This window comes from Embleya sp. NPDC050154 (assembly GCF_044460165.1).
Lineage (GTDB): Bacteria > Actinomycetota > Actinomycetes > Streptomycetales > Streptomycetaceae > Embleya.
In genome coordinates, this window is sequence record NZ_JBITJP010000033.1 from 94,962 (window position 1) to 113,929 (window position 18,968).

The following is an 18,968-nucleotide window of genomic DNA, read 5'->3' on the forward strand; positions in this document are numbered from 1 at the left end:
GCGCCCGCCCCCGCCCGCCCGCCCCGCCGGCGGGGGGGGGGCGGGGGCGGCCCGCCCCCGCCGCCCCCCCCCCCCCGGGGCCGCCGCCCCCCCCCCCCGCCCCCCCCCCCCCCACGGCCGAGGAGGCCGATCTCGCGGGCCTCCTCGGATGCCGCGTGTAGGACGTGCCGCAGACCCTCGCGCCGCTCATCGGGGCCCGCACACCGGACTGGACATCGGCGCATGCGGGTCGCAGGGCGTGGGCTCTGATTGCGAAGCGGCTGTGGCCGCAACTGTCGGCCTGCTCGCGCCGATCGGCATTGTGCAGCGAGTCCTGCGGGTGTGTGCCCGCGTGCCAGGGACGGTGGACGATCGATCTCGTACCAGGTTTCCGGATCCTCGGGACGCCCGCCGCGACGATCCGGGGGAGAGGGTCGCGCCCGGGGCATAGAGTCCCTTACATGGACGTAAATGGAGGCTCCGGGGTCGGGGAGATGCACGAGATCGGACCGCTGATGTACCGCCAGGGGTACGTGTCCGTGTGGACGGAGGACCACAGGTGCAGAGAGGATGCGCTCATGCACGACCGTGTGATCGTCTCCGTGCACACCGGAGCTCCGAAACAGCGGGGCGACCAACTGTTCCGGGCATGGGTGGACGCCAAGGAGCTTCCCTCGGTCCTGGACCACTGGGCCGGCGTCCTGCGTTGATGATTCGCGCGGCGGAGGGACGAAGCCGGTCCTGCTCCCCGCCGGCGTCTCCACGTGGACTCCGTGGTTACCCTTCTCGCCGTCGTGCTCGGTGGCGGATTCGGAACAGGGTGGGGGCCGGAGGGCTTCGTTGCCCAGGCGGCGCGCCTCGCCGAGACGGCCCCGTTCCGTGCGGTTTCGGCGAGCACGTCCGGTGTGATGCCTCGGTCCAACCGGTCGCTGGTGGTCTGGTGTAGGCGCAGGGCTTGTTCGAGGGCGGAGCGGACGAGGCCGCTGTCGTGGGCGTGCCTGTCGGAGTTCCCCGAACAAGGTTGTTCGTGCGGCGTCGCGGTATTCGCCGGCCAAGGCCTTCTGGCGGGCTGCTTCGGTGCGTTCGCTGTGAGGGACGATGGTGTCGAGGCCCGGGTGCGCCGGCGGAACGCCACCGCGGGATGGGCGGGTTCTTCCACCTTGCTCTTCGATCGGCGTGGTCCGCCCGGGTGAACAGAGCCGGGTGAGACAGCGGCCGTCGGGTGCGTCGTACGGCCCGAGCCCGTGTACGGCGGGGCGGGGGAGTCCGATGACAGCGATGTGTGGCGAGTCCGGGCGGTGTCGGGTGGCTCGGTTGTCAGGGCGTGGGCGAGGTGCCGGCTCCAGGTGGCCACGTGGCGATCGTCACCGAGGGCGAAGCGGTGCTGGATGGTCCGAGGGGAGAAGCCGCCCTCGGTCGGGACCCCGTGGTACTCGGCGGCGGCGCGGCGCGGTGCAGGGCGGGCAGGATCCGGAGGGTGGGCGGCAGTTCGCCATCCTGGCGGTGTGAGCGTCGAGCAGCCAGTCGCGCACCACCGGGTGGATCCGCCGGGTGCCGCCGCTGTCGGGATCCTCGACCAGCACGGGATTCTTCAGGCGCGTCATCTGCCGGAGTGGCCCGGGCGTCGAATCGCTTTTACCGACACGGTCGTTCGGGCGTGCCGGTTCCGATGCGATCCGTGACACATGTCATGCCGGGGGCTCGTGACGTGTTCGGTGGCCGAGATCGTCATCTCCTCGGGAACCACAACCGAGGAGAGCGCATGCCGAACACCACCCGAGAGAGCCCGGGGAGGTCTCCCGTGCGGCGTGCCCGCCGGGTGCTGCCGGCGCTGGCGCTGTGCGTCGCCCTGCTGGGCGCAGGTGCGTGCAGCGGAGGCGACTCGAAGGACGACAGGGGCGGCAAGGGCCCCGGCGACGGCAAGCCCGCCGCCCAGGCCAAGGACCCCGGTGGCGACGCGCCGAAGATGTCCAAGGCGGTGGTCGCGATCACCCCGCAGGACGGTGCGACGGGAGTGGCCACCGAAGGGGCTCTCAAGGTCACCGCGACCGCCGGGAAGCTGACGGAGGTCGCCGTGAAGACCTCCGAGGGCAAGACCGTCGAGGGCACCATCGCACCGGACGGGGCCAGTTGGGCACCGGCGGCGGCGCTGCAGACCGGGATGAAGTACGCGGTGTCCGCGACCGCCACGGACGCAGCCGGGCTGGTGTCGGCGATGCAGTCCTCGTTCACCACGCTCACCCCGGCGAACACCAACTACGGCTACTTCAACATCGATGCGAACGAAACCTACGGCGTCGGCATGATCGTGTCGCTGACCTTCGGTACCGCGGTCACCGACAAGGCACTGGTGAACCGGTCGGTGACGGTCACCTCGGAGCCCGCGGTCGAGGTCAAGGGCCACTGGTTCAAGGACACGCGACTGGACTTCCGCCCGGAGAAGTACTGGCAGCCCGGCACCAAGGTCACCCTCCATCTGGACCTGGACGGCAAGCAGACCTCCCCGGGTGTCTACGGCAAGCAGAAGAAGACCGTCACCTTCACCATCGGCCGGGCGCAGACCAGCGTCGCGGACAGCAAGGCCCACACCCTCACTGTCACCCGCGACGGCGCGTTGCTCAAGAAGCTGCCGGCCAGTCTGGGCAGCGACGAATTCACCACCTACAACGGCAGGATGCTGATCATGGCCAAGGAGGGCACGATCCGGATGTACGGGCAGAGCGTGGGCCTGGGCCCCGATTCGTACGACATCCCCGACGTCCCGCACAGCATGCGGCTGAGCACGAGCGGCACCTACGTGCACGGCAACCACTGGTTCAAGGACAAGGCGAACCCCCCGTTCGGCCGGCTGAACACCAGCCACGGCTGTGTCGGCCTGGAGGATGTCGTCGGTGGCGGCGACGCCACCAAACCGGGCGCCTGGTTCTACGCGAACTCGCTGGTCGGCGACGTGGTCGAGGTGATCAACTCGCCGGAGAAGGTGATCGACGCGGACAACGGCTGGAGCGGCTGGACGCTGACCTGGGCCCAGTGGATCAAGGCCTGACCACGCCCGGCCGGCACACGGGCGCCACATCGGGGTGACGTCGGCGCCCGCGATGGCGCCGTCGACCCGGAACGCGGCGGCGCCGACGAACGACGAAGCCGGCCGGCGCACGGGCCGTGCGGTCCGCGGGTTCCGCGTGAGCGTGCGATCGATAGATGTAGGGCGGCACGGGTCGTAGAGCGAGAGGTGGATCGCCTCGTGCGAGAGATCTGCATCGTCCGGATCGGAGGCGAAACGCGGTCCCGCCGGCGACCGTCCGTCGCTGGTTCGTCGACGTTCGGCGAGGACTCGGAATCAGTCGCGCCTCGACGCGGGGCATTCCCGTTCCCGGTCCGGTGATCCGTCGGTGGTCGCCGCGTCCGGGGGGCAAGGGATGGAAGCTGGTTCGGGCGCGATCCGGTCGAGGTCGTCCTCCATCTTCGCGGTGGGCGTGGGGGTGTTGTCGACCAGGAACAACACCGCCTGTCCGCCGCAGTGCATGCCGTCGAGGACGGAGCCGCCCCTCCCCGCCCTCTCGGTCCGTAGGGATGTAGACGGGGCCGCCGCCCGGCGCGCAGCATCGCCGCCGGCGCCCGGTCCCCGGTGACCTGATCGTTGTCGTAGCCGCGGAGACCGAATCCCACCGCCCGTGCGTGTCAGGATCAAGAATCCGGAGTCGCCCAAGACTGCGCCTCCCGCAAATGGTTCATCGTCGCGGCCCGCCGGGCACGCAACGGGTCCGGGAACGCCTCGATGTCTCCCGGTCCGCCGAAAGCGACGGGAGAAGCGGTGAGCACCGGCCGCCGGGAACCCGCAGTGGCCCGCCGGACAAGACAGGGTGTGACCATCACCCCGATATCCGACCGCGAGTTGTGGGAGAGGGCGTGCGCAGGTGAACCCGAGGCGTTCGGGACCATCTTCGACCGGCACTCCCGCGCGGTCTACAACTTCCTGTCCCGCCGCACCGCCTCCTGGGCCGAGGCCGAGGACCTGACCTCGGCGGTCTTCCTGGACGCCTGGCGCCATCGAAGCGCCGTCACCCTGGACCGGGACAGCGCACTGCCGTGGCTGCTGGGCATCGCTCGCAACACCGCCGCCAACGGCGGCCGGGCCCGTCGGCGCTACCAGGCGCTCAAGGAACGCCTGCCCACCCCCTCCCCGGTCCCCGACCACGCCCAGGACGTCGCCGATCGCATCGACGAGCAACGCGCCCTGGTCGCGCTGCGCACCTCCGTCGGCCGCCTGCCCGCGCACGAACGCGAGGTGATCGAACTGTGCGTATGGAGCGAACTGGACCAACAGGCCGCCGCCACCGCGCTGGGCGTGGCCGTGGGCACCGTCAAATCGCGCCTGCACCGCGCGCGCCGCCGACTCGGCGACGACCTGCGCGAATACGCACCGTCCTCCCCCGACCGCCGCGTCATCGCCGAGGAGACCTCGTGATGCCCTCGAACCCGATCCCGCCCGAGCGCGACCTGCCGCACAGCGCCGCCCGCCGAACCGAGTTGCTCGCCCTCCTGCCCCACGCCGACTCCCCGGCACCGGCACTGCCCACCATCCGCCTGCGGACCCTGGGCCGACTGACACCGCCACGCCGGGTGCTGCTCCCATTGGCCGCGGCGGCGGCAGTGGCGGGCCTGGTCACCGGGGTCCTGCTCGGGATCTCCGGCGACGACGACGGGGCCATCCGGGTCCCGGGGCCGGCCGACTCGGGGTCTGTGCCCACCCCCGCGCCCTCCGCCGGGGACCGCCCGCTGCCGCTCAAGCAGGTGCCGGTACCGGCGGAGGTCGCGGTGTCCGACGACATCGCCGCCCGATTCGTCGCCGCATGCGCCGCCGACCGGCTCGACCCTGCGGCCGCGAGCGGGTACCGGGCCTACTTCGCGGTGCGCAGCCCGCGGCCGGCCGACCCCGGAAACATCTATGCGATCGCGGTCGACCCGGCCGGACACAACGCGTTGCAGTGTTCGGGCTCGAACCTGCCCACGGCACTCCGGATTCGGAGTGATTTCGAACTGCTCACCGGGACCGTCCAGGTGGACCACAGTGGCGGCACCAAGTCCGGTTCGAGCTGGACCGATTACTCCGCGGGCCGGTACAACGCCCCCGTGGCGCGGATCACCATGGACCGGGGCACCGGCGAGCACCAGGCGATCATGGCGGGCGGCGTCTGGTACGCGGCGGAGACCGTCGGGTACACGCGCGACGCCGCCGAGGCGTTTCCGGCCGGCCAGTATCCCCGGATCCGCGGCTACGACGACGCCGGCAAGCTGATCTGGGACTCCGCTCGAGACGTCCCGAAGCCGGGATCGGCGGAATGTGTCCGCACCCCCGACGGCCGGTTGCTCGACTACCAAGGCCGCGCCGAACCCGATCCCGCCACGTGCCGCCCGGCCCTGCCCTGGACCGCCGGCGCCCGATGAGCGCATCCGGCCGACCTGATTCCGACCGGCGGATGCCGACCGGAGAAGGCAGGCTTTTGCCGCCATGCGCCCTGGTCGGCCCCACTCATGCGGGCGGGGTCGACCAGGGCACGGTTGGGCGAGCCTGTTCAGTGTGGGGAGGCCCCCGACTCGGCGGGCGTGCGGAGGGGCTGCCACAGGGTGTCGCGGAGATCGGTGCCTCGGACGAGTTGGATGCGCCAGGGGTCGATGCGGAGTACGTGGTAGTCGGGGTCGTCGGGTCCGGCCTGCCAGTAGCGGGCGGGGTCGTAGCCGACGCCGGGCGGGCTGCCCTTGACGTACAGGTTCCAGGCGTACGAGCGAGATTCGCGGTCCTCGGCCCAGGTGGAGACGCTGTCGACGAAGACGGCGTTCTGGCGGGGGCTCCAGTAGGAGTAGGTGGTGTGTGGGTTGTCGGCCAGGTGGGCGGCCTTCACCGGGGTCTTGTAGACCGCGAGCCACCCGCGCAGGGCGCCGTCGACGACCTCCCAGATGGGGAAGAGGATGCGTGCGCGCGGGCGGTGTCGCTTGTCGACGGTGATCATCGTGGCGTACTTGATCTCGCGGATGTAGGAGAAGAACGTGTCCTGGATGTCGGCGAAGTCGCTGACTTTGGTGGCCATGGTGGGCTCCCGAGGTTGTGGGTCGGTGCTGCTCAGCGCGCGACGGGTACGTCGGTGTTGTTCTTGGTCCGTGCCGAGGTCGGCGTAGGGATCCGGGTCACCGCGCCGGGCGCATCGGTGTCGTCGTCGCCACTCCCGCCGACCGCCGTCGACCCCGAGCGCAGTCCGAACGCCCCGATCACCGCGGCGATGGCGGCCGCCGCGAACGGGACGACGAGCGCGGCACGGTAGCCGTCGAGTTGACCGGAGGCCGAACCGGCGTCTGTGGCCGCGATGTTGACGGCGGTCACGGCGGACAGCCCCAGTGCCGAGCCGAACTGGAACGAGGTGTAGAGCAGCCCGCCGGCGAGACCCTGTTCCTCCTCGTCGACGCCTTCCGTGGCGGCGATGGTGAGCGGCCCGTACGACAGGGCGAAGGCCAGGCCGAGGAGTACGAGGCTCGGCAGCATCGCGAGGTACGTCCAGTCGGAGCCGACCGGCAGGAACAGCGCGTACGCCGCGGACGCGAGCACCAGCCCGCCGAAGATCACCCGGGCGTTGCCGAAGCGCTCGACCAGCTTGGGGGTGAGGAGCGGCGACAGGATGGCGTCAATGCCGATGACGATCATCGCGAAGCTGGTCTCCAGCGTCGACCAGCCGCGCAACTCCTGCAGGTACAGCACGACGATGAACTGGAAACCGAAGAAGCCGCCCGCGAACAGCAGCCCGGACAGGTTGGCGCGGAGCAGTGCGCCGTTGCGCAGGATGCCCAGGCGTACCAGAGGCGCGGCCGAACGGCGTTCGATGACGACGAAGGCCGCCATGAGCAGCAGACCGCCGCCGACGGTGGCGAGTGTCTGGACGAGGGTGGCGTGGGCCGCGCGTTCGACCCCGAGGACGATGAGCACGATGGCGCCGGTGACGGTCAGGCCGCCGAGGATGTCGAAGCCCTCGCCCGTGCGCTCCGGACGTGGCGACTTCGGGACCACCGCGAGCGCCGCGACCAAAATGAGCGCGGACAGGACTACCGGAGCGAAGAACACCCAGCGCCAGCCTGCCGAGGTCAGCAGGCCGCCCGCGACGAGGCCGATCGAGAACCCGCCGGCGGCGGTTCCCGAGTAGATGAGCAGGGCGCGGTTGCGCTGCGGGCCCTCCGCGAAGCTCGTGGTGATGATGGACAGACCCGCCGGGGTCATGAACGCGGCGGCGACACCGGTCACGAAACGGGCGACGATCAGCATCCAGCCCTGCGTGGCGAAGCCGCCGAGGCCGGAGAAGAGCAGGAAGACGACGAGCCAGAAGACGAACATCTGCCGCCGTCCGAAGAGGTCGGCCGCCCGCCCGCCGAGGAGCATGAAGCCGCCGTAGCCGAGGACGTAGGCACTCATCACCCACTGCAACTCGCCGGTGGACATGCCCAGGTCGGCGCGGATCGACGGCAGGGCGACATTGAGCATGGCCACATCGATGCCCTCGAGGAAGATCGCGCCGCACAGGACGAGCAGTACGCCCCAGCTGCGCGCGCCGAGGCCGCCTACACCGTCCGTGGCGTCGCGCGTACCTGTGCTGCTTGCGCTGCTTGTGCTATTTGTGTCGGAATTTTCTGGGGACATATCGGAAACGCCTCCGGGGCGAGGGGGTGATCGGGATGTCACCACCTTCGTTCCGGACGCCGGGGCGGAACAACGGCGAAGATCTCACCGTTCATGCAGTCCGACTGCATGATCCGATCGACCGCCGTGAGGGCCCCATGGAACGCGATGAACTGGAGACCTTTTTGATCCTGGCCGAAGAACTCCACTTCGGCCGGACGGCGGACCGCATGCGCCTGTCGCGCTCACGCGTGAGCCAGCTCGTGAACCGTCTGGAACGGCACGTCGGGGCTCCGCTGTTCGTGCGCACGAGCCGCCGGGTCGGGCTGACCGCGATCGGACGCCAACTGCGCGACGACGTGGCCCCACTCCACCTCGCGCTGGCAGCGGCCGTCGAACGGGCCCAGACCACCGCGCGCGGCATCGACGCGGTGCTGCACGTCGGGTTCTCCACGCCGCTCACCGGCGAGATCGTGCTCCGGGCCGCCGAGTTGCTCCGGAGCGCACACCCCGAACTGGCGGTGGAGATCTGCGAAGTGCCGCTCGCCGATCCGTACGGGCAGCTGCGCAACGGGGAGTTCGACGTACAGGTCGCGGAACTGCCGGTACGCGAGACCGACCTCGCCCACGGTCCCACCCTGCTCCGCGAAGGACGCACGCTGGCGATCGCGAGCGATCACCCGCTCGCGGCCCACGCCGCAGTCGTCTTCGAGGACCTGGCCGACCTGCCGCTGCTCACCATCGCCGGCGAACTCCCCGACCATGTACGCGAGTTCCACGCGCCGACGCACACACCCGGTGGTCGGGCGATCGGGCGCGGTCCTTCGGTCACCAACATGCAGGAAGCGCTGATGATGGTGGCGGCCGGACGCGGGGCTCTGCTGTCGCCCGCACACGCCTCCGCGTACTTCGCGCGACCCGGGGTCACGTATGTGCCGTTCCTGGACGCCGAGCCGGTCGACTACGGCCTGGTCTGGCGCAGCGAGGAGAACACGGAGGCGATGCGCGTCTTCGCGCAGGCGATCCGGAACGCGGCACGCGAGGGAGCCGGAGCACCGGCGTCGGGCGGCGGTACGACCGGGAGCGCGGGCAGGGGCGCGACGAGCACGGGGCCGGGCACGGGCACGCGTGCCCGGGCGACCGGGGGCGGCGTACCGGCGCCGACGACGCCGGCGAACGTGTGACGGAGGCATCGGCACGCGCGAAGCTGCGGGTCGAGCCGGTGGCCCGGCGCTGCGCGGGCCCGCGAGAGTGGGTACGCGAGCTGGGTACGCGAGACCGCGCACATGGCCGGCCGTGGACACGAGACCGCGCACGCGGCCGGCGGCCGTGCACACCGATCGCAGCGCACATCATGGGCAGCGGCAATGGCGATGGGTGTCGACGACGCCTCGTCAGCGGACGACGAGGCGGACCACTGGATGTTCCACTCCGTCAAACGATCCTGATTTCCCTCATGGGTGTGGTTTCGGCCCACTACCCGTCCCGGCCGCCGCACCCACCCCGCGGCGCGACCCGCGCTGTTCCCCGCGAGGGCCGCGGGACGTGAACGACGCCGTCAGGCCCTGCCCGACGCGGTGTCCGCGACGATGTCGGTCAACAGCGACAGGGCCGCCGCCGAGGGCGAATCCGGCGCGGCCGTGAAGACGGCGACGCGCTGACCCTCGTCGGGCAGGGCCATGAACTCGATGGTGAGCTGCATCGTGCCCACGACCGGGTGATGGTAGTCGCGCGTGTTCGTGCCACAGTCCCCGACCGTGTGGGCGGCCCACAACTTCGCGAACTCCGAGCTGGAAAGCGTGAGTTCGCCCACGAGTGCGGCCAACCTCGGGTCCCCGGGATAGCGGCCCGAGATGAGTCGCAGGTCGGCGACGGTCGAGCGCGCCTTGCGGGTCCAGTCCCCGTACAGCTCCCGAGCGTGCGGGTCCAGGAAGAGCAATCTGGCGATGTTGGGGCGATCCGCCGGCCGGGTCGGCGCGGTGAAGTCCACGTGTCCGGCGATCAACGCGTGTGCCATCGGGTTCCACGCGAGTACGTCCAGGAAGCGACCCATCACCAGGGCCGGTACCTGCGCGAACGCGTCGATCATGACGCCGACCGTGGGCCGCACCTGTTCGGGCCTGACCGCACGCCGGCGCGGCTTGGCGGCCGGCCGGGCCAGCGTGTACAGGTGCGAGCGCTCGACGTCGTCCAGGCGTAGCACGCGTGCGATCGCGTCGAGGACGGCGTCCGACGCGTTCGGGCTCTGGCCCTGCTCCAGGCGCGTGTAGTACCCGGCGCTGACGCCGGCGAGCTGGGCCAACTCCTCGCGGCGCAGGCCCGGGACGCGTCGGCGCCCGCCGAACGTCGGCAGTCCGGCCTCCTCGGGGGAGAGCACGGCCCTTCGCGAACGCAGGAATTCACCCAGCTCCACATGCGTGTCCATGCCCTCGATTGTGCCCGTGACGCGGCGGCCGTGCCTGCACCTGCCAGGTGTAGGCACCGGGGAGGTACCCCCGACACGGGGCCGGCTGCCCCGCCGATCCGCACGCAGTCTGGTCTCCGACGCAACAACGACCGCCACGAACGACGGGCAAGGGGTTCAGAGCACATGAGAGTGATCGTGATCGGTGCCGGCGGCACCCTCGGCAGCGCCATCGCCGCCGGACTCGAAACGCGACACGACGTGGTCCGGGTCGGTCGGCGCGGGCCGGTACGCGCCGACCTGACCGACCGGGCCTCGCTGGACGCGATGTTCGACGAAGTCGGCGCCTTCGACGCCGTGGTGTGCGCCGCCGCGAGCGGCGCCCTGACCCGGTTGCACGACGGCGACGACGTCGACTACTGGACGGGCCTGAGCGGCAAGCTGATCGGCCAGGTCGATCTCGTACGGCGGGCCGTCCATCGCATCCGCGACGGGGGTTCGATCACCCTGACCAGTGGGCGCTTCACCGAGCCGATTCCCGGATCGAGCACCGGGTACCTGGTCAACGCCGGCCTGGAGGCGTTCGTGCTCGCCGCCGCGACCGAGATGACGCGCGGCATCAGGCTCAACATCGTCAGCCCCGGCTGGCTCAGCGAGTCCCTCGCGATGCTCGGTATGGACCCTTCGCCCGGCATACCGGCCGCCGATGTCGCCCGCGCCTATACGGCCGTCGTCGAGGGCAGTGCCCACGGCCTCGTCATCGACCCCACCACCGCTATCACCACCACCCCGATCGGACTGTGACCACCATGCCTGACACCCTCGTCGTCCTGGCCCACCCCGACCTCGCGAACTCGCGCATCAACGCCGCGCTTTCCGACGCCATCCGCGACCTGCCCGACGTGACCGTGCACGACCTGTACGCGGCCTACGCCGACTTGCGCGTCGACGCGGACCACGAGCGGGAACTGCTGCTTGCCCACGACCGGATCGTGTTGCAGTTCCCGTTCCACTGGTACTCCTCGCCCGCGCTGCTCAAGCAGTGGTCGGACGACGTGCTCGCCTACGGTTTCGCGTACGGCGCCGGCGGCACGGCCCTGCACGGCAAGTCATTGCGCGTCGCGACCACGACCGGCGGAGGCGAGGACCTGTACCGCCCCGGCGGGCTCAACCGATTCCCGGTGACCGACCTGCTGCGGCCGTTCGACGCGACCGCGAACCTCGTCGGGATGCGCTACGAGGACCCCTTCGTGGTGCACGGCACGCGGGTACTGGACGACGGCGACCTTGCCGAACTCGCGGGACGCTACCGGGCATTGCTGAAGGGAAGGGTGCCGGCAGGGGTGTCGGCCCGACACTCTCGCGCCGATTCGGCCGCGCCGGCTGTGCGGCGGGTGCAGGGTGCCGTGCCGTCTCGATCCCGCTGACGCCGCCGGCCTGGCCCGGCCCAGCCGGCAGCGGCGCCAGTCAGTGCCGACAGTCTCGGGACACCGACCATCACAGTGCCTGTCGTTGGCCGGAGTCGAAGACGTAGCCGGAGCACGGCGGGAGGGGACGCGGGAGCGCCGGGCGGGGACATGGGGTGTGCCGGGCGATGGTGCACAAGTGCCCTGTGAGCAGCGGGAAATGGTGCACCAGAGCCCTGTTCTGGGGATCGACGGATGCCCTAGCGTGCTGCTCGCCGCCAACGAAACCGACGCGGCGCAATGCAAGCGTGTCGATGCGATGTCCATTCCGGCTGATCGCGCAGAGACCGCCCCACCGATGGAGTCGTCGGCGATGGAGCCGAAGGAATCGGGTTCGAAGGAATCGGGTTCGAAGGAAACGGGCTTGTCCGCGCCGCCGGGGTACGGTCGATCCGACCGTCTCCTCCGGCATCTCATCTGGCGGTCCGGCGTACCGGTCGATCCGTTCCCGGTCCGCCATCCCGGGCTGGCCGCCGCGCGAGACCTCTTCGAGGTCGAAGACGTGCTCGGCAGCGAGTTGGCGCAGGCTCAGCGCGGTCTGGCCGAGGTGTACGAGTACGAACCCCATGTCCCCGTGAACTTGGGAAGCGCCGATGTCGAAGGCGCTCGCCACTTCGCGGACGGCTTGCTGCTCGGGGCGCAGCACTTCCCGGACGCGCCAGTGGAGAGAATCGTCGGGACAGCGTTGAGTCGGCTGTCCCTGGAGGCGGTGGGCGGTGCGACGCAGGTGTCGGCCCTGACCTCGCCCCAGATCTACATCACCCACCCCGATGAACTCGGGCGTAGGTTCTTCGCATACGCACAGGCCGAGATCAAGGTCGACACCGCCGCCTTCCTCTCCAAGAGGCCGGCCAAGCAACGGGAGACGTACGCCGACCTCCGCGCGACCGACCGGGGTTCTCTCCTGCTCGGGATGGGCGCGAGCCTGCCCACGCCGACGGGTGTCCACGAGTACCTGCACGTCGTCGAGAAGACGATGGCGCACCCGGAATGGCGCAAGGCAGGGGTGATTCCGGGCTACCCGAACTCGCTGAGCGACGACGTCCGCGCGGCCGTCGCCCTGCGCGTGGGCAAACCCGCGGAACGGCTGACCAAGGCCGACTACGTCAGTGTCGTGGGGGAGTACGCGGCCACCACCCTGGACGAGTTGGTCGCCGTCCTGGGCACCGACGCGATCATGAACGGGCCGAACGCCGAACCGATCAGCCGCCTCGTCTACGACCGCCTGCAGGCGGCGGTACGCCCCTTCGAGCCCGGGCCGGGAGCAACCTTGTCGATCTGGCTCGGCCGAGCACGCACACGCGACGTCCGTGCGGCCCTGAACCTCCAGGGCCAGGAACCCACACTGCCGCCCGAACTCGCAAGCGCGTCGCCAGCACGCTCCCCGCAACCCCAGCCGTCCGCGGTACGCGATTCCGACATCGCAAGGCTGGCATCGACGGGACTGACGCCCGCCCACAAGCCCACCCCACACACCAAGCACAAGACCTCGGCACGCGTGAGGTCGGCGCCGCCGAACGCGCCCATCCGCAGCCCCGCCCCACCGCTGGTGATCAAGCACCGCGGCCTTCAGGACAAGAAGCCGAGCCGATCGATGTAATGCCGCGGCCGGCGACGCCCACCCGACACCGGCGTCTAACGCCGCCTCGGCGAACGCGAGATGCCCGAGCCGCAGATGTACGCCTGCGTTTGTCCGCGTGCCTTCCTGGCCTGGCGTGAAAGCAACTCCCAAGCCACTCACCCTCGTCCTGGAGTACGACACCGGAACAGAGCGCCTGTCCCGCCTCGTCGGCAAGGTCGGCCATACAGACGCCCTCTTGTTCCCGGTCCGGTGCGGGAATCGCCTGCACGTGTCGGAACGTGAAGGCGGCATGCGGCGCGATTGCGACACGTGAAGGGCGCGATTGCGACTCGTGAAACAGGTACACCGGGTGCGCGCAACGACGTCGTCGCAATCAGCCCGCCGGCGCGGCGGCGCTGCGATGCTCCTGCGGGCTGATGCCGTACACCCGCTTGAACGCCGAGCTGAGGGCGAACCCGCTGCCGTAGCCGACCCGTCGGGCGATGGCGTTCAGCGTGGCATCGGACTGGCGCAGCAGGTCGGCGGCCAAAGCCAGGCGCCATTCGGTCAGGTAGGTCATCGGCGGCGTACCGACGGTGTGGCGGAAGCACTCGGCCAGCGGTGCCCGTGACACGCCGATCTCGGCGGCGACCCGCGCCGGCGTCCAGTCGTTCGTCGGATCCTCGTGGAACAGGCGAAGAGCCTCGCCTGCCACCGGGTGGGTGTGTGCCCGGTACCAGGCCGGCGCCTCGGTCTCGGGCCGGTCGAACCAGGCCCGCAACCCCGAGATGAGCAGCAGGTCGAGCAGGCGGTCGAGCACGACGCTCTGGGCCGGCCCCTGTTGGGCGACCTCTTTGGTCAGCACCCGGATGAGCGTCGAGTCCCAGGTGTCGTCGGACACGACCAGCAGTGGCGGCAAGACGTCGAGCAGGCGCCGGCCGACGGCGCCGACCTCCTCGTACACGCCGAGCACCATCTGCACCGACCCGTCGGGGTTGCTGCCCCATGTGCGCGCCCCCAGCGCCATCCGCTTGCGCAGGTCGACGCCCTCGGGCGTGACGCACCGCCGGCCGGGGTGCACGATGACCTGCGGCGGGGTCGCCGGGTCGTCGCTCATCACGTAGGGGTCCGATCCGCGAACGATGGCGACGTCGCCCGGGCGCAGCCGCACCGGCTCGCCGTGGTCGGGCTCGAAGCTCGCTTCGCCGCTGAGCATGACGGCCTTGGCCCCGGCCCCGGGCGCATGAGCCGGCCCAGGGTGCGCTCGACGGTCCAGCGGGAGCGAACGTGCCTTCTGGGCTGGGACGATGAGGCTTGCAGAAGTCTCGACGGGCCTCGGTATACCGCTGCGCCACTCGCGTGCGATGTCGTCGTGAGTCGGGCGGAACCGTTCGGCGGATTGCCCGGCGTGGTGGTCGAGGGGTGTGTGGGCGGTCAGGTGGTCGTCGGCCACCGGGGCCCGGTGTCGGGGTGGTGGGCCCACACGTACTGGGTGTCGGGTGTGACGGTCATGCCGTGGTCGTACAGTCCCGGGGCCCCGGCGGCGATCCACCGGTCCCAGGCCGCCTCCAGTTCGTCGCCCAGCCGCCGCGCTCCGCCCTGGTACAGCGTGGTTCCGACGCCCGCCGATGCGGAATACACGGCCCAGGAGGCGTCGCCGTCGTGGATCCAGGCGTTGACCCCGTCGGCGTCGCGCGCGGCACGCACGCGTACCTCGGGCAGCGCGACGCGCAACGCGAACAGCAGGTGCGCGTCGTCGCACAACGGCGCCAGGTCCCGGACCACGCCGCGCTCGTCCTCGGCCGCCGTGTCGCCGCGGACGTCGGTGAATCGGGGTTCGGCCGGGGTGCCGCGGGCGGGCATGAACGTGGCGAGCCCCTGGACCCACCCGCTCGCCGAGCGTCCGTCGTCGGCGACGGTCAACGCGACATGCCCCAGCCGCCCCCACGGGGTGACCAGACGGCCTCCGGGGCGGGTGTGCGCGATCCACGCCCACGGCACCTGCTCGACCGCGTACGTCGAGACCACCCGATCCCACGCCGGCTGCGCCGGGAGGCCGGCCGCGCCGTCCCGGACCTCGACCCGTACGTCCGCCCCCGCCGCGGCGAGTGCCTTGCGGGCCGCCTCGGCCAGGTCGGGATCGACCTCGACGCTGACGACGTTGCCCGTCCCGGCGCGCCGGGCGAGCAGGGCCGCGTTCCACCCGGTCCCGGTGCCCAACTCCAGGACCCGGTGTCCGGGTTCCAGGAGCAGGGAGTCGAGCATGTCCACCACCGCCGCCTGGCACGGCAGGCTCGACGTGGGCACCGCGTCGACGACCTGCGTCACCGCGGCGTCGTCCGGACCGGCGTACACCAACGACACCCACGCGTCCTCGTCGACCGCCCGGTCCACCGGCACATACGCCGCGCCGTCCCAGCGCCACAGCCGATCGGGCGCGAACGCGTCCCGGGGCGTGGCCTCCACCGCGGTCCGGATCCACGGCGCGCGCACAGGCCAGTCGCCACGCCGTTCCATCTCGGCCGCCAATCGCGACCGCGCCTCGACCAGGTCCACAGCGGGCTACTCGTCCTTCTTGTGCCGGCCGTTCGACGGCGGGGAGGGGGCACGCGCCCGTCGGAGTTGTCCGGCGGAGGATTGCCCTGCGACGGATCCGGCGGCGGCTTCTCGTGCTGTCCCATGAACGCCTCCTCGATCACCCAGAGAGACACCATGATGACGCAACACCACATCCGCGCCGAAGACACACCGAACCGCGACCCACACCACCGGCAAGCCCCCCGATGCGGCAACAGCCCCGGCCACCGACACCCGGCTATCCCGGCGCATCCCAAGCCCGGTCAGCTCGACCCGCCCACCGCCCAATCGGCCTGCCATTGGCGGGCATTGACGAGAACCACACCCAGCTTCACCGCGCGCGCCCCACCATCGATGCCGACGGTCTCGACATGCTGCTCGGCACCGTCAGATGCCCCCTCCGCACACAGACCGCACCCGCCCGCAGCCAAGGGCAGCACCCACCGGTCCACCGGCGCCTCACGCCGCGCCGCCACGCCACCTCGACGCCCACCCCGCCGACGCCCTCGGCCGAAGGCGACATCACCGTCGCGAGCGAGGCGTTGGCCCGCCGGGCGATCCCGGACGTGATGGAACTCCTCAGGCTCTCCCGGGCGGGTTCGCGGTACGAGCACACGTGGTATCCGCCGTTGCCGGAGTTGTTGCGCAAGTGCAGCAAGGAGGAGTCGGACGCGGTGTGGGAGGCCCGCCCCAAGTGGCGCAACAAGCACCTCCCGGCGGGCGATCACGAGGTCGTCGCGCTGGACATGAACGCCGCCTACCTGTCCGCATTGAAGGCCCACCTGCCGATCGGCCCGCTCGAACACCGCGCGGGCCCGGAGGCGGACGACTTCGACGGACCGCGAGGGCGTAAACGCCGCCGCGCCGGCATCTATCTCGTCGACCCCCGGTCTGGGACCACGACATCCTGCCGAATCCGCTCGGCGATCGGGACGAGCCGGGCCCGCTGTGGATCACCGACCCGACCCTGCGGCTGCTGCTGCGGTGCGCGTCGCCCGCGTACGGCACCCTGTGCGGGGAACCACAGGCCACGAGTCCTGGACGGCGGTGGCGACCGAGAACCTCCTGGAGCGGTTGCGGACCGCGTTGCGCGATGCCCGCGACGCGGCGATCGCCGAGGGCGACGACGTGACGTTGGACTACGTGAAGCAGATGTACGCGAAACTCGTGTCCACGATGGGTGGTTCGAACTACAACCGGGAGATCAACCGCCCGGACTGGATGCACATCATCCGCTCCCAGGCGTTCTCCAACCTGTGGGTGAAGGCGTTCAAGGCCCACCAGGGTGGTCTTGCCGTGGTGCGGGTGATGGGCACGGACGAACTCCACCTCACCGGCGGCGACTGGCGCACCGTGTTCACCGAGGGCCGCGGCGTGGGCGACGTGAAGATCAAGGACACTTACATTCTCCAGACCAAGGACAAGAGTTGACGGCCCACACCACCGCCCCCGCTTCGCCCGAGAGGACCTGACGCCGGATGCCGTACCGCTCCCTGGAGCCCGGCAAGTACGGGATGCGCGGCGCCCGCGCGTCCGCCCTGGCCGCCGAGCGCCTGGACGAACTCGCCGACGGCGTCACCTCACCCGTCGACACCGAACGCGGCCTCGCCGCCCGCCTGCGCTACCTCACCGCCTCCACCGCCGGCTACGAGGCGATGGACACCGCCGGGATCACCGTCACGCCCCGCACTCTCGCCGCCTGGCTGGCCGAGGACCAGACCCCCAACCGGGCGAACCTGCGCCGGATCGACGCGGCCTACCGCGACCTGCGCCGGCGCAACGTGGCCCGCTCGCTGACCCGTCGCCTGAACAACAACGGCAGCGGGACCCGCGTGGAACTGCACCCGCACGACCAGTCCGGCGTGCGCGAGCCGCACCGCCGGGCGGGCGTGGCCGGGCACCGCAGCGTCAACGTCCGCCGTTGGGACACGATCGTGCGCGCCTGGGCGGCCGGCGACGAACGCATGCTCGACGAGCGGTGGACCGACGAGGTGTTGGCCGATCTCGGTTCGGACTGGGGCGGCTTCGAGTTCGCTTCCGGGGTGGGATTCGCGGCATAGCCGACTGTAGGGTCTCGAGGTCCGCTTCACGGTCTTCGACCCGGTTCCCTACGGATCGCATATATGAAGCGATCGTGCGATTCGCAGTGTTCTGTCGCGGTGCAACCGGCGGATTCTCGCTGCGTCGTGCATCGAGGGGCGGGGAAGCCGGGCACGAATCCCCGTCCCTTGTTCCGGGGGCCGTCGGATTCTCGCCGCATCTCTCACCGGAGAGTCGAGATCTCGGGTACTTGGCGATTTCGACAGGTCGTGTACCTCGTGCGGATGATCCGGTCTCACTTCGCGGCCTCGTTCTCACTGCACCTGTCGCGGTCGCTTCGGCAGGTGTACGGGGCCGGGGGCCGTTTCGGTTCCCGGTGGTCGGTGCCAGGATGGGGCGGTGAGTACAGATGCCCCGGGTGCTGTGGCGCGGCAGTCCGAGCGTCCGAGGCCGGCCCTTCCCGACATGGCCGCCGCCCACGAGCGCGGACCGGCCTTCGCCGTCGAGGCGCGGTGGCAGCGGCTGTTCCTGGCACTGGAGTGGATGTCCGCGCGGACCGGGGGGACTACGACTCGCGGCACTCTCGGCCTCGTGGTGGCAGCCCGCGCGGAACCCCGGCTGCGTCGGCTGTACCCGTTCACAAGTCACGCGACCTTGTGCTTGAGCAGCTGCACGAGGTACCCGTACGCGATCGCGGTTCCGCCCGTCGAGCCCTTGCACGACGGACGCTTCCGGGTGCGTGTTCCCCGTTCCCGGGACGTGATCGGCGTGACGGACACCGCCGAGGAGGCCATTGCCCTCGTCCTGGACCACCTCCCGGCCGACATCGGCCCAGCCGTGGCCGGAACAGCGGGCGACCTCGGACCGTGACGTGTTCGGCGTCGTCCCGGTTCGTCGCGAGGAAGTGCGGCGGGGGTGGAGACCAACCTCGGTGAAGTGGCGTGGGACAGCCGGAGAACCCGCAGGACACGGCGTCGCCGTAGGAAGCGGAACGCGAGATCCTACAGCGGCTGTTGCCCTGTCGTGTCGCCCGTCGCCCTTGGAACCGATGGGCCGCGCGAGGGTGTTGGTGCCGGTCGGGGCGTGATGTGCTCCTTCGCCGGTGCGCAGCCTGTCCGGTCGACGACGACCGGCCGCCGTACCCGGATGCCGGGGGTCGGGCGCTGGGGGTCGGGGCGTGCGCCCGTTCGTGCTCGGCCGGTTCACGGCCGACGACCGCCCTCTTCGGGGCCCTGTCGTGACCTGTGCGCACGTCGACGCTCCGCATCGATCCTCGTGGGG

Annotated in this window: 17 protein-coding genes; 11 read left to right on the forward strand and 6 right to left on the reverse strand. The window is 70.9% G+C overall.

The window, feature by feature from the left end:
- Window positions 1-557: 557 nt before the first annotated feature.
- Together ACIBSV_RS43965 and ACIBSV_RS43970 are read left to right on the forward strand one after the other, a co-directional pair.
- Window positions 558-689 carry a hypothetical protein gene (locus ACIBSV_RS43965; protein WP_395873107.1) on the forward strand — a complete coding sequence of 44 codons (132 nt, stop codon included), beginning with the start codon at window positions 558-560 and terminating at the stop codon, window positions 687-689.
- Window positions 690-1,741: 1,052 nt separating this feature from the next.
- A complete protein-coding gene (locus tag ACIBSV_RS43970; RefSeq protein WP_395873108.1) occupies window positions 1,742-3,025 on the forward strand; it encodes an Ig-like domain-containing protein in 1,284 nt (427 codons plus the stop codon).
- A 294-nt stretch (window positions 3,026-3,319) separates the two neighbouring features.
- Here the strand turns inward: ACIBSV_RS43970 and ACIBSV_RS43975 are convergent, their stop codons facing one another.
- Window positions 3,320-3,505, reverse strand: coding sequence for a hypothetical protein (locus ACIBSV_RS43975; RefSeq protein ID WP_395873109.1), 186 nt, complete (start codon window positions 3,503-3,505; stop codon window positions 3,320-3,322).
- 339 nt (window positions 3,506-3,844) lie between these two features.
- Between ACIBSV_RS43975 and ACIBSV_RS43980 the strand changes: the two genes are divergently transcribed.
- Window positions 3,845-4,447, forward strand: coding sequence for an RNA polymerase sigma factor (locus ACIBSV_RS43980; protein ID WP_395873111.1), 603 nt, complete (start codon window positions 3,845-3,847; stop codon window positions 4,445-4,447).
- Complete coding sequence (locus tag ACIBSV_RS43985; RefSeq protein WP_395873112.1) at window positions 4,447-5,427, forward strand: hypothetical protein; 981 nt, start codon at window positions 4,447-4,449, stop codon at window positions 5,425-5,427. The genes ACIBSV_RS43980 and ACIBSV_RS43985 overlap by 1 nt, the downstream gene beginning before the upstream one ends.
- Before the next feature lie 128 nt (window positions 5,428-5,555).
- On the opposite strand, the gene ACIBSV_RS43990 is transcribed toward ACIBSV_RS43985, so the two are convergent.
- Together ACIBSV_RS43990 and ACIBSV_RS43995 are read right to left on the reverse strand one after the other, a co-directional pair.
- Window positions 5,556-6,068 carry a pyridoxamine 5'-phosphate oxidase family protein gene (locus ACIBSV_RS43990; RefSeq protein ID WP_395873113.1) on the reverse strand — a complete coding sequence of 171 codons (513 nt, stop codon included), beginning with the start codon at window positions 6,066-6,068 and terminating at the stop codon, window positions 5,556-5,558.
- Window positions 6,069-6,100: 32 nt separating this feature from the next.
- On the reverse strand, window positions 6,101-7,504 hold the full coding sequence (locus ACIBSV_RS43995; RefSeq protein WP_395873114.1) for an MFS transporter: 1,404 nt from the start codon (window positions 7,502-7,504) through the stop codon (window positions 6,101-6,103).
- Between the two features lie 293 nt (window positions 7,505-7,797).
- On the opposite strand from ACIBSV_RS43995, the gene ACIBSV_RS44000 reads away from it, so the two are divergent.
- A complete protein-coding gene (locus tag ACIBSV_RS44000) occupies window positions 7,798-8,823 on the forward strand; it encodes a LysR family transcriptional regulator (protein ID WP_395873115.1) in 1,026 nt (341 codons plus the stop codon).
- Between the two features lie 374 nt (window positions 8,824-9,197).
- Here ACIBSV_RS44000 and ACIBSV_RS44005 read toward each other — a convergent pair whose 3' ends face one another.
- Window positions 9,198-10,064, reverse strand: a complete 867-nt coding sequence (locus tag ACIBSV_RS44005) for a helix-turn-helix transcriptional regulator (RefSeq protein WP_395873116.1) — start codon at window positions 10,062-10,064, stop codon at window positions 9,198-9,200.
- 165 nt (window positions 10,065-10,229) lie between these two features.
- Here ACIBSV_RS44005 and ACIBSV_RS44010 point away from each other — a divergent pair, with 165 nt between their 5' ends.
- The 3 genes from ACIBSV_RS44010 to ACIBSV_RS44020 all read left to right on the forward strand — a co-directional run bounded on the left by ACIBSV_RS44010 (window position 10,230) and on the right by ACIBSV_RS44020 (window position 13,109).
- Window positions 10,230-10,847, forward strand: coding sequence for a short chain dehydrogenase (locus tag ACIBSV_RS44010; protein ID WP_395873117.1), 618 nt, complete (start codon window positions 10,230-10,232; stop codon window positions 10,845-10,847).
- 5 nt (window positions 10,848-10,852) lie between these two features.
- Window positions 10,853-11,470, forward strand: a complete 618-nt coding sequence (locus tag ACIBSV_RS44015; RefSeq protein WP_395873118.1) for an NAD(P)H-dependent oxidoreductase — start codon at window positions 10,853-10,855, stop codon at window positions 11,468-11,470.
- Window positions 11,471-11,714: 244 nt separating this feature from the next.
- Window positions 11,715-13,109 (forward strand): hypothetical protein, encoded by a 1,395-nt coding sequence (locus ACIBSV_RS44020; protein ID WP_395873119.1) that lies wholly within the window; start codon window positions 11,715-11,717, stop codon window positions 13,107-13,109.
- A gap of 355 nt (window positions 13,110-13,464) precedes the next feature.
- On the opposite strand, the gene ACIBSV_RS44025 is transcribed toward ACIBSV_RS44020, so the two are convergent.
- The gene (locus ACIBSV_RS44025; RefSeq protein ID WP_395873120.1) at window positions 13,465-14,622 is read right to left on the reverse strand and encodes an AraC family transcriptional regulator; all 1,158 of its coding nucleotides are present in this window, start codon (window positions 14,620-14,622) and stop codon (window positions 13,465-13,467) included.
- Complete coding sequence (locus ACIBSV_RS44030) at window positions 14,505-15,626, reverse strand: methyltransferase domain-containing protein (protein ID WP_395873121.1); 1,122 nt, start codon at window positions 15,624-15,626, stop codon at window positions 14,505-14,507. The genes ACIBSV_RS44025 and ACIBSV_RS44030 overlap by 118 nt, the downstream gene beginning before the upstream one ends.
- A 1,068-nt stretch (window positions 15,627-16,694) precedes the next feature.
- Between ACIBSV_RS44030 and ACIBSV_RS44035 the strand changes: the two genes are divergently transcribed.
- From ACIBSV_RS44035 to ACIBSV_RS44045, 3 genes are all read left to right on the forward strand, one after another.
- Window positions 16,695-17,078 carry a hypothetical protein gene (locus ACIBSV_RS44035; RefSeq protein WP_395873122.1) on the forward strand — a complete coding sequence of 128 codons (384 nt, stop codon included), beginning with the start codon at window positions 16,695-16,697 and terminating at the stop codon, window positions 17,076-17,078.
- A 47-nt stretch (window positions 17,079-17,125) separates the two neighbouring features.
- Entirely contained in the window at window positions 17,126-17,707 is a 582-nt protein-coding gene (locus tag ACIBSV_RS44040) for a transcriptional regulator (RefSeq protein WP_395873123.1), read from the forward strand.
- Window positions 17,708-18,152: 445 nt separating this feature from the next.
- Window positions 18,153-18,557 carry a DUF6193 family natural product biosynthesis protein gene (locus ACIBSV_RS44045; protein WP_395873124.1) on the forward strand — a complete coding sequence of 135 codons (405 nt, stop codon included), beginning with the start codon at window positions 18,153-18,155 and terminating at the stop codon, window positions 18,555-18,557.
- Window positions 18,558-18,968: the final 411 nt, after the last annotated feature.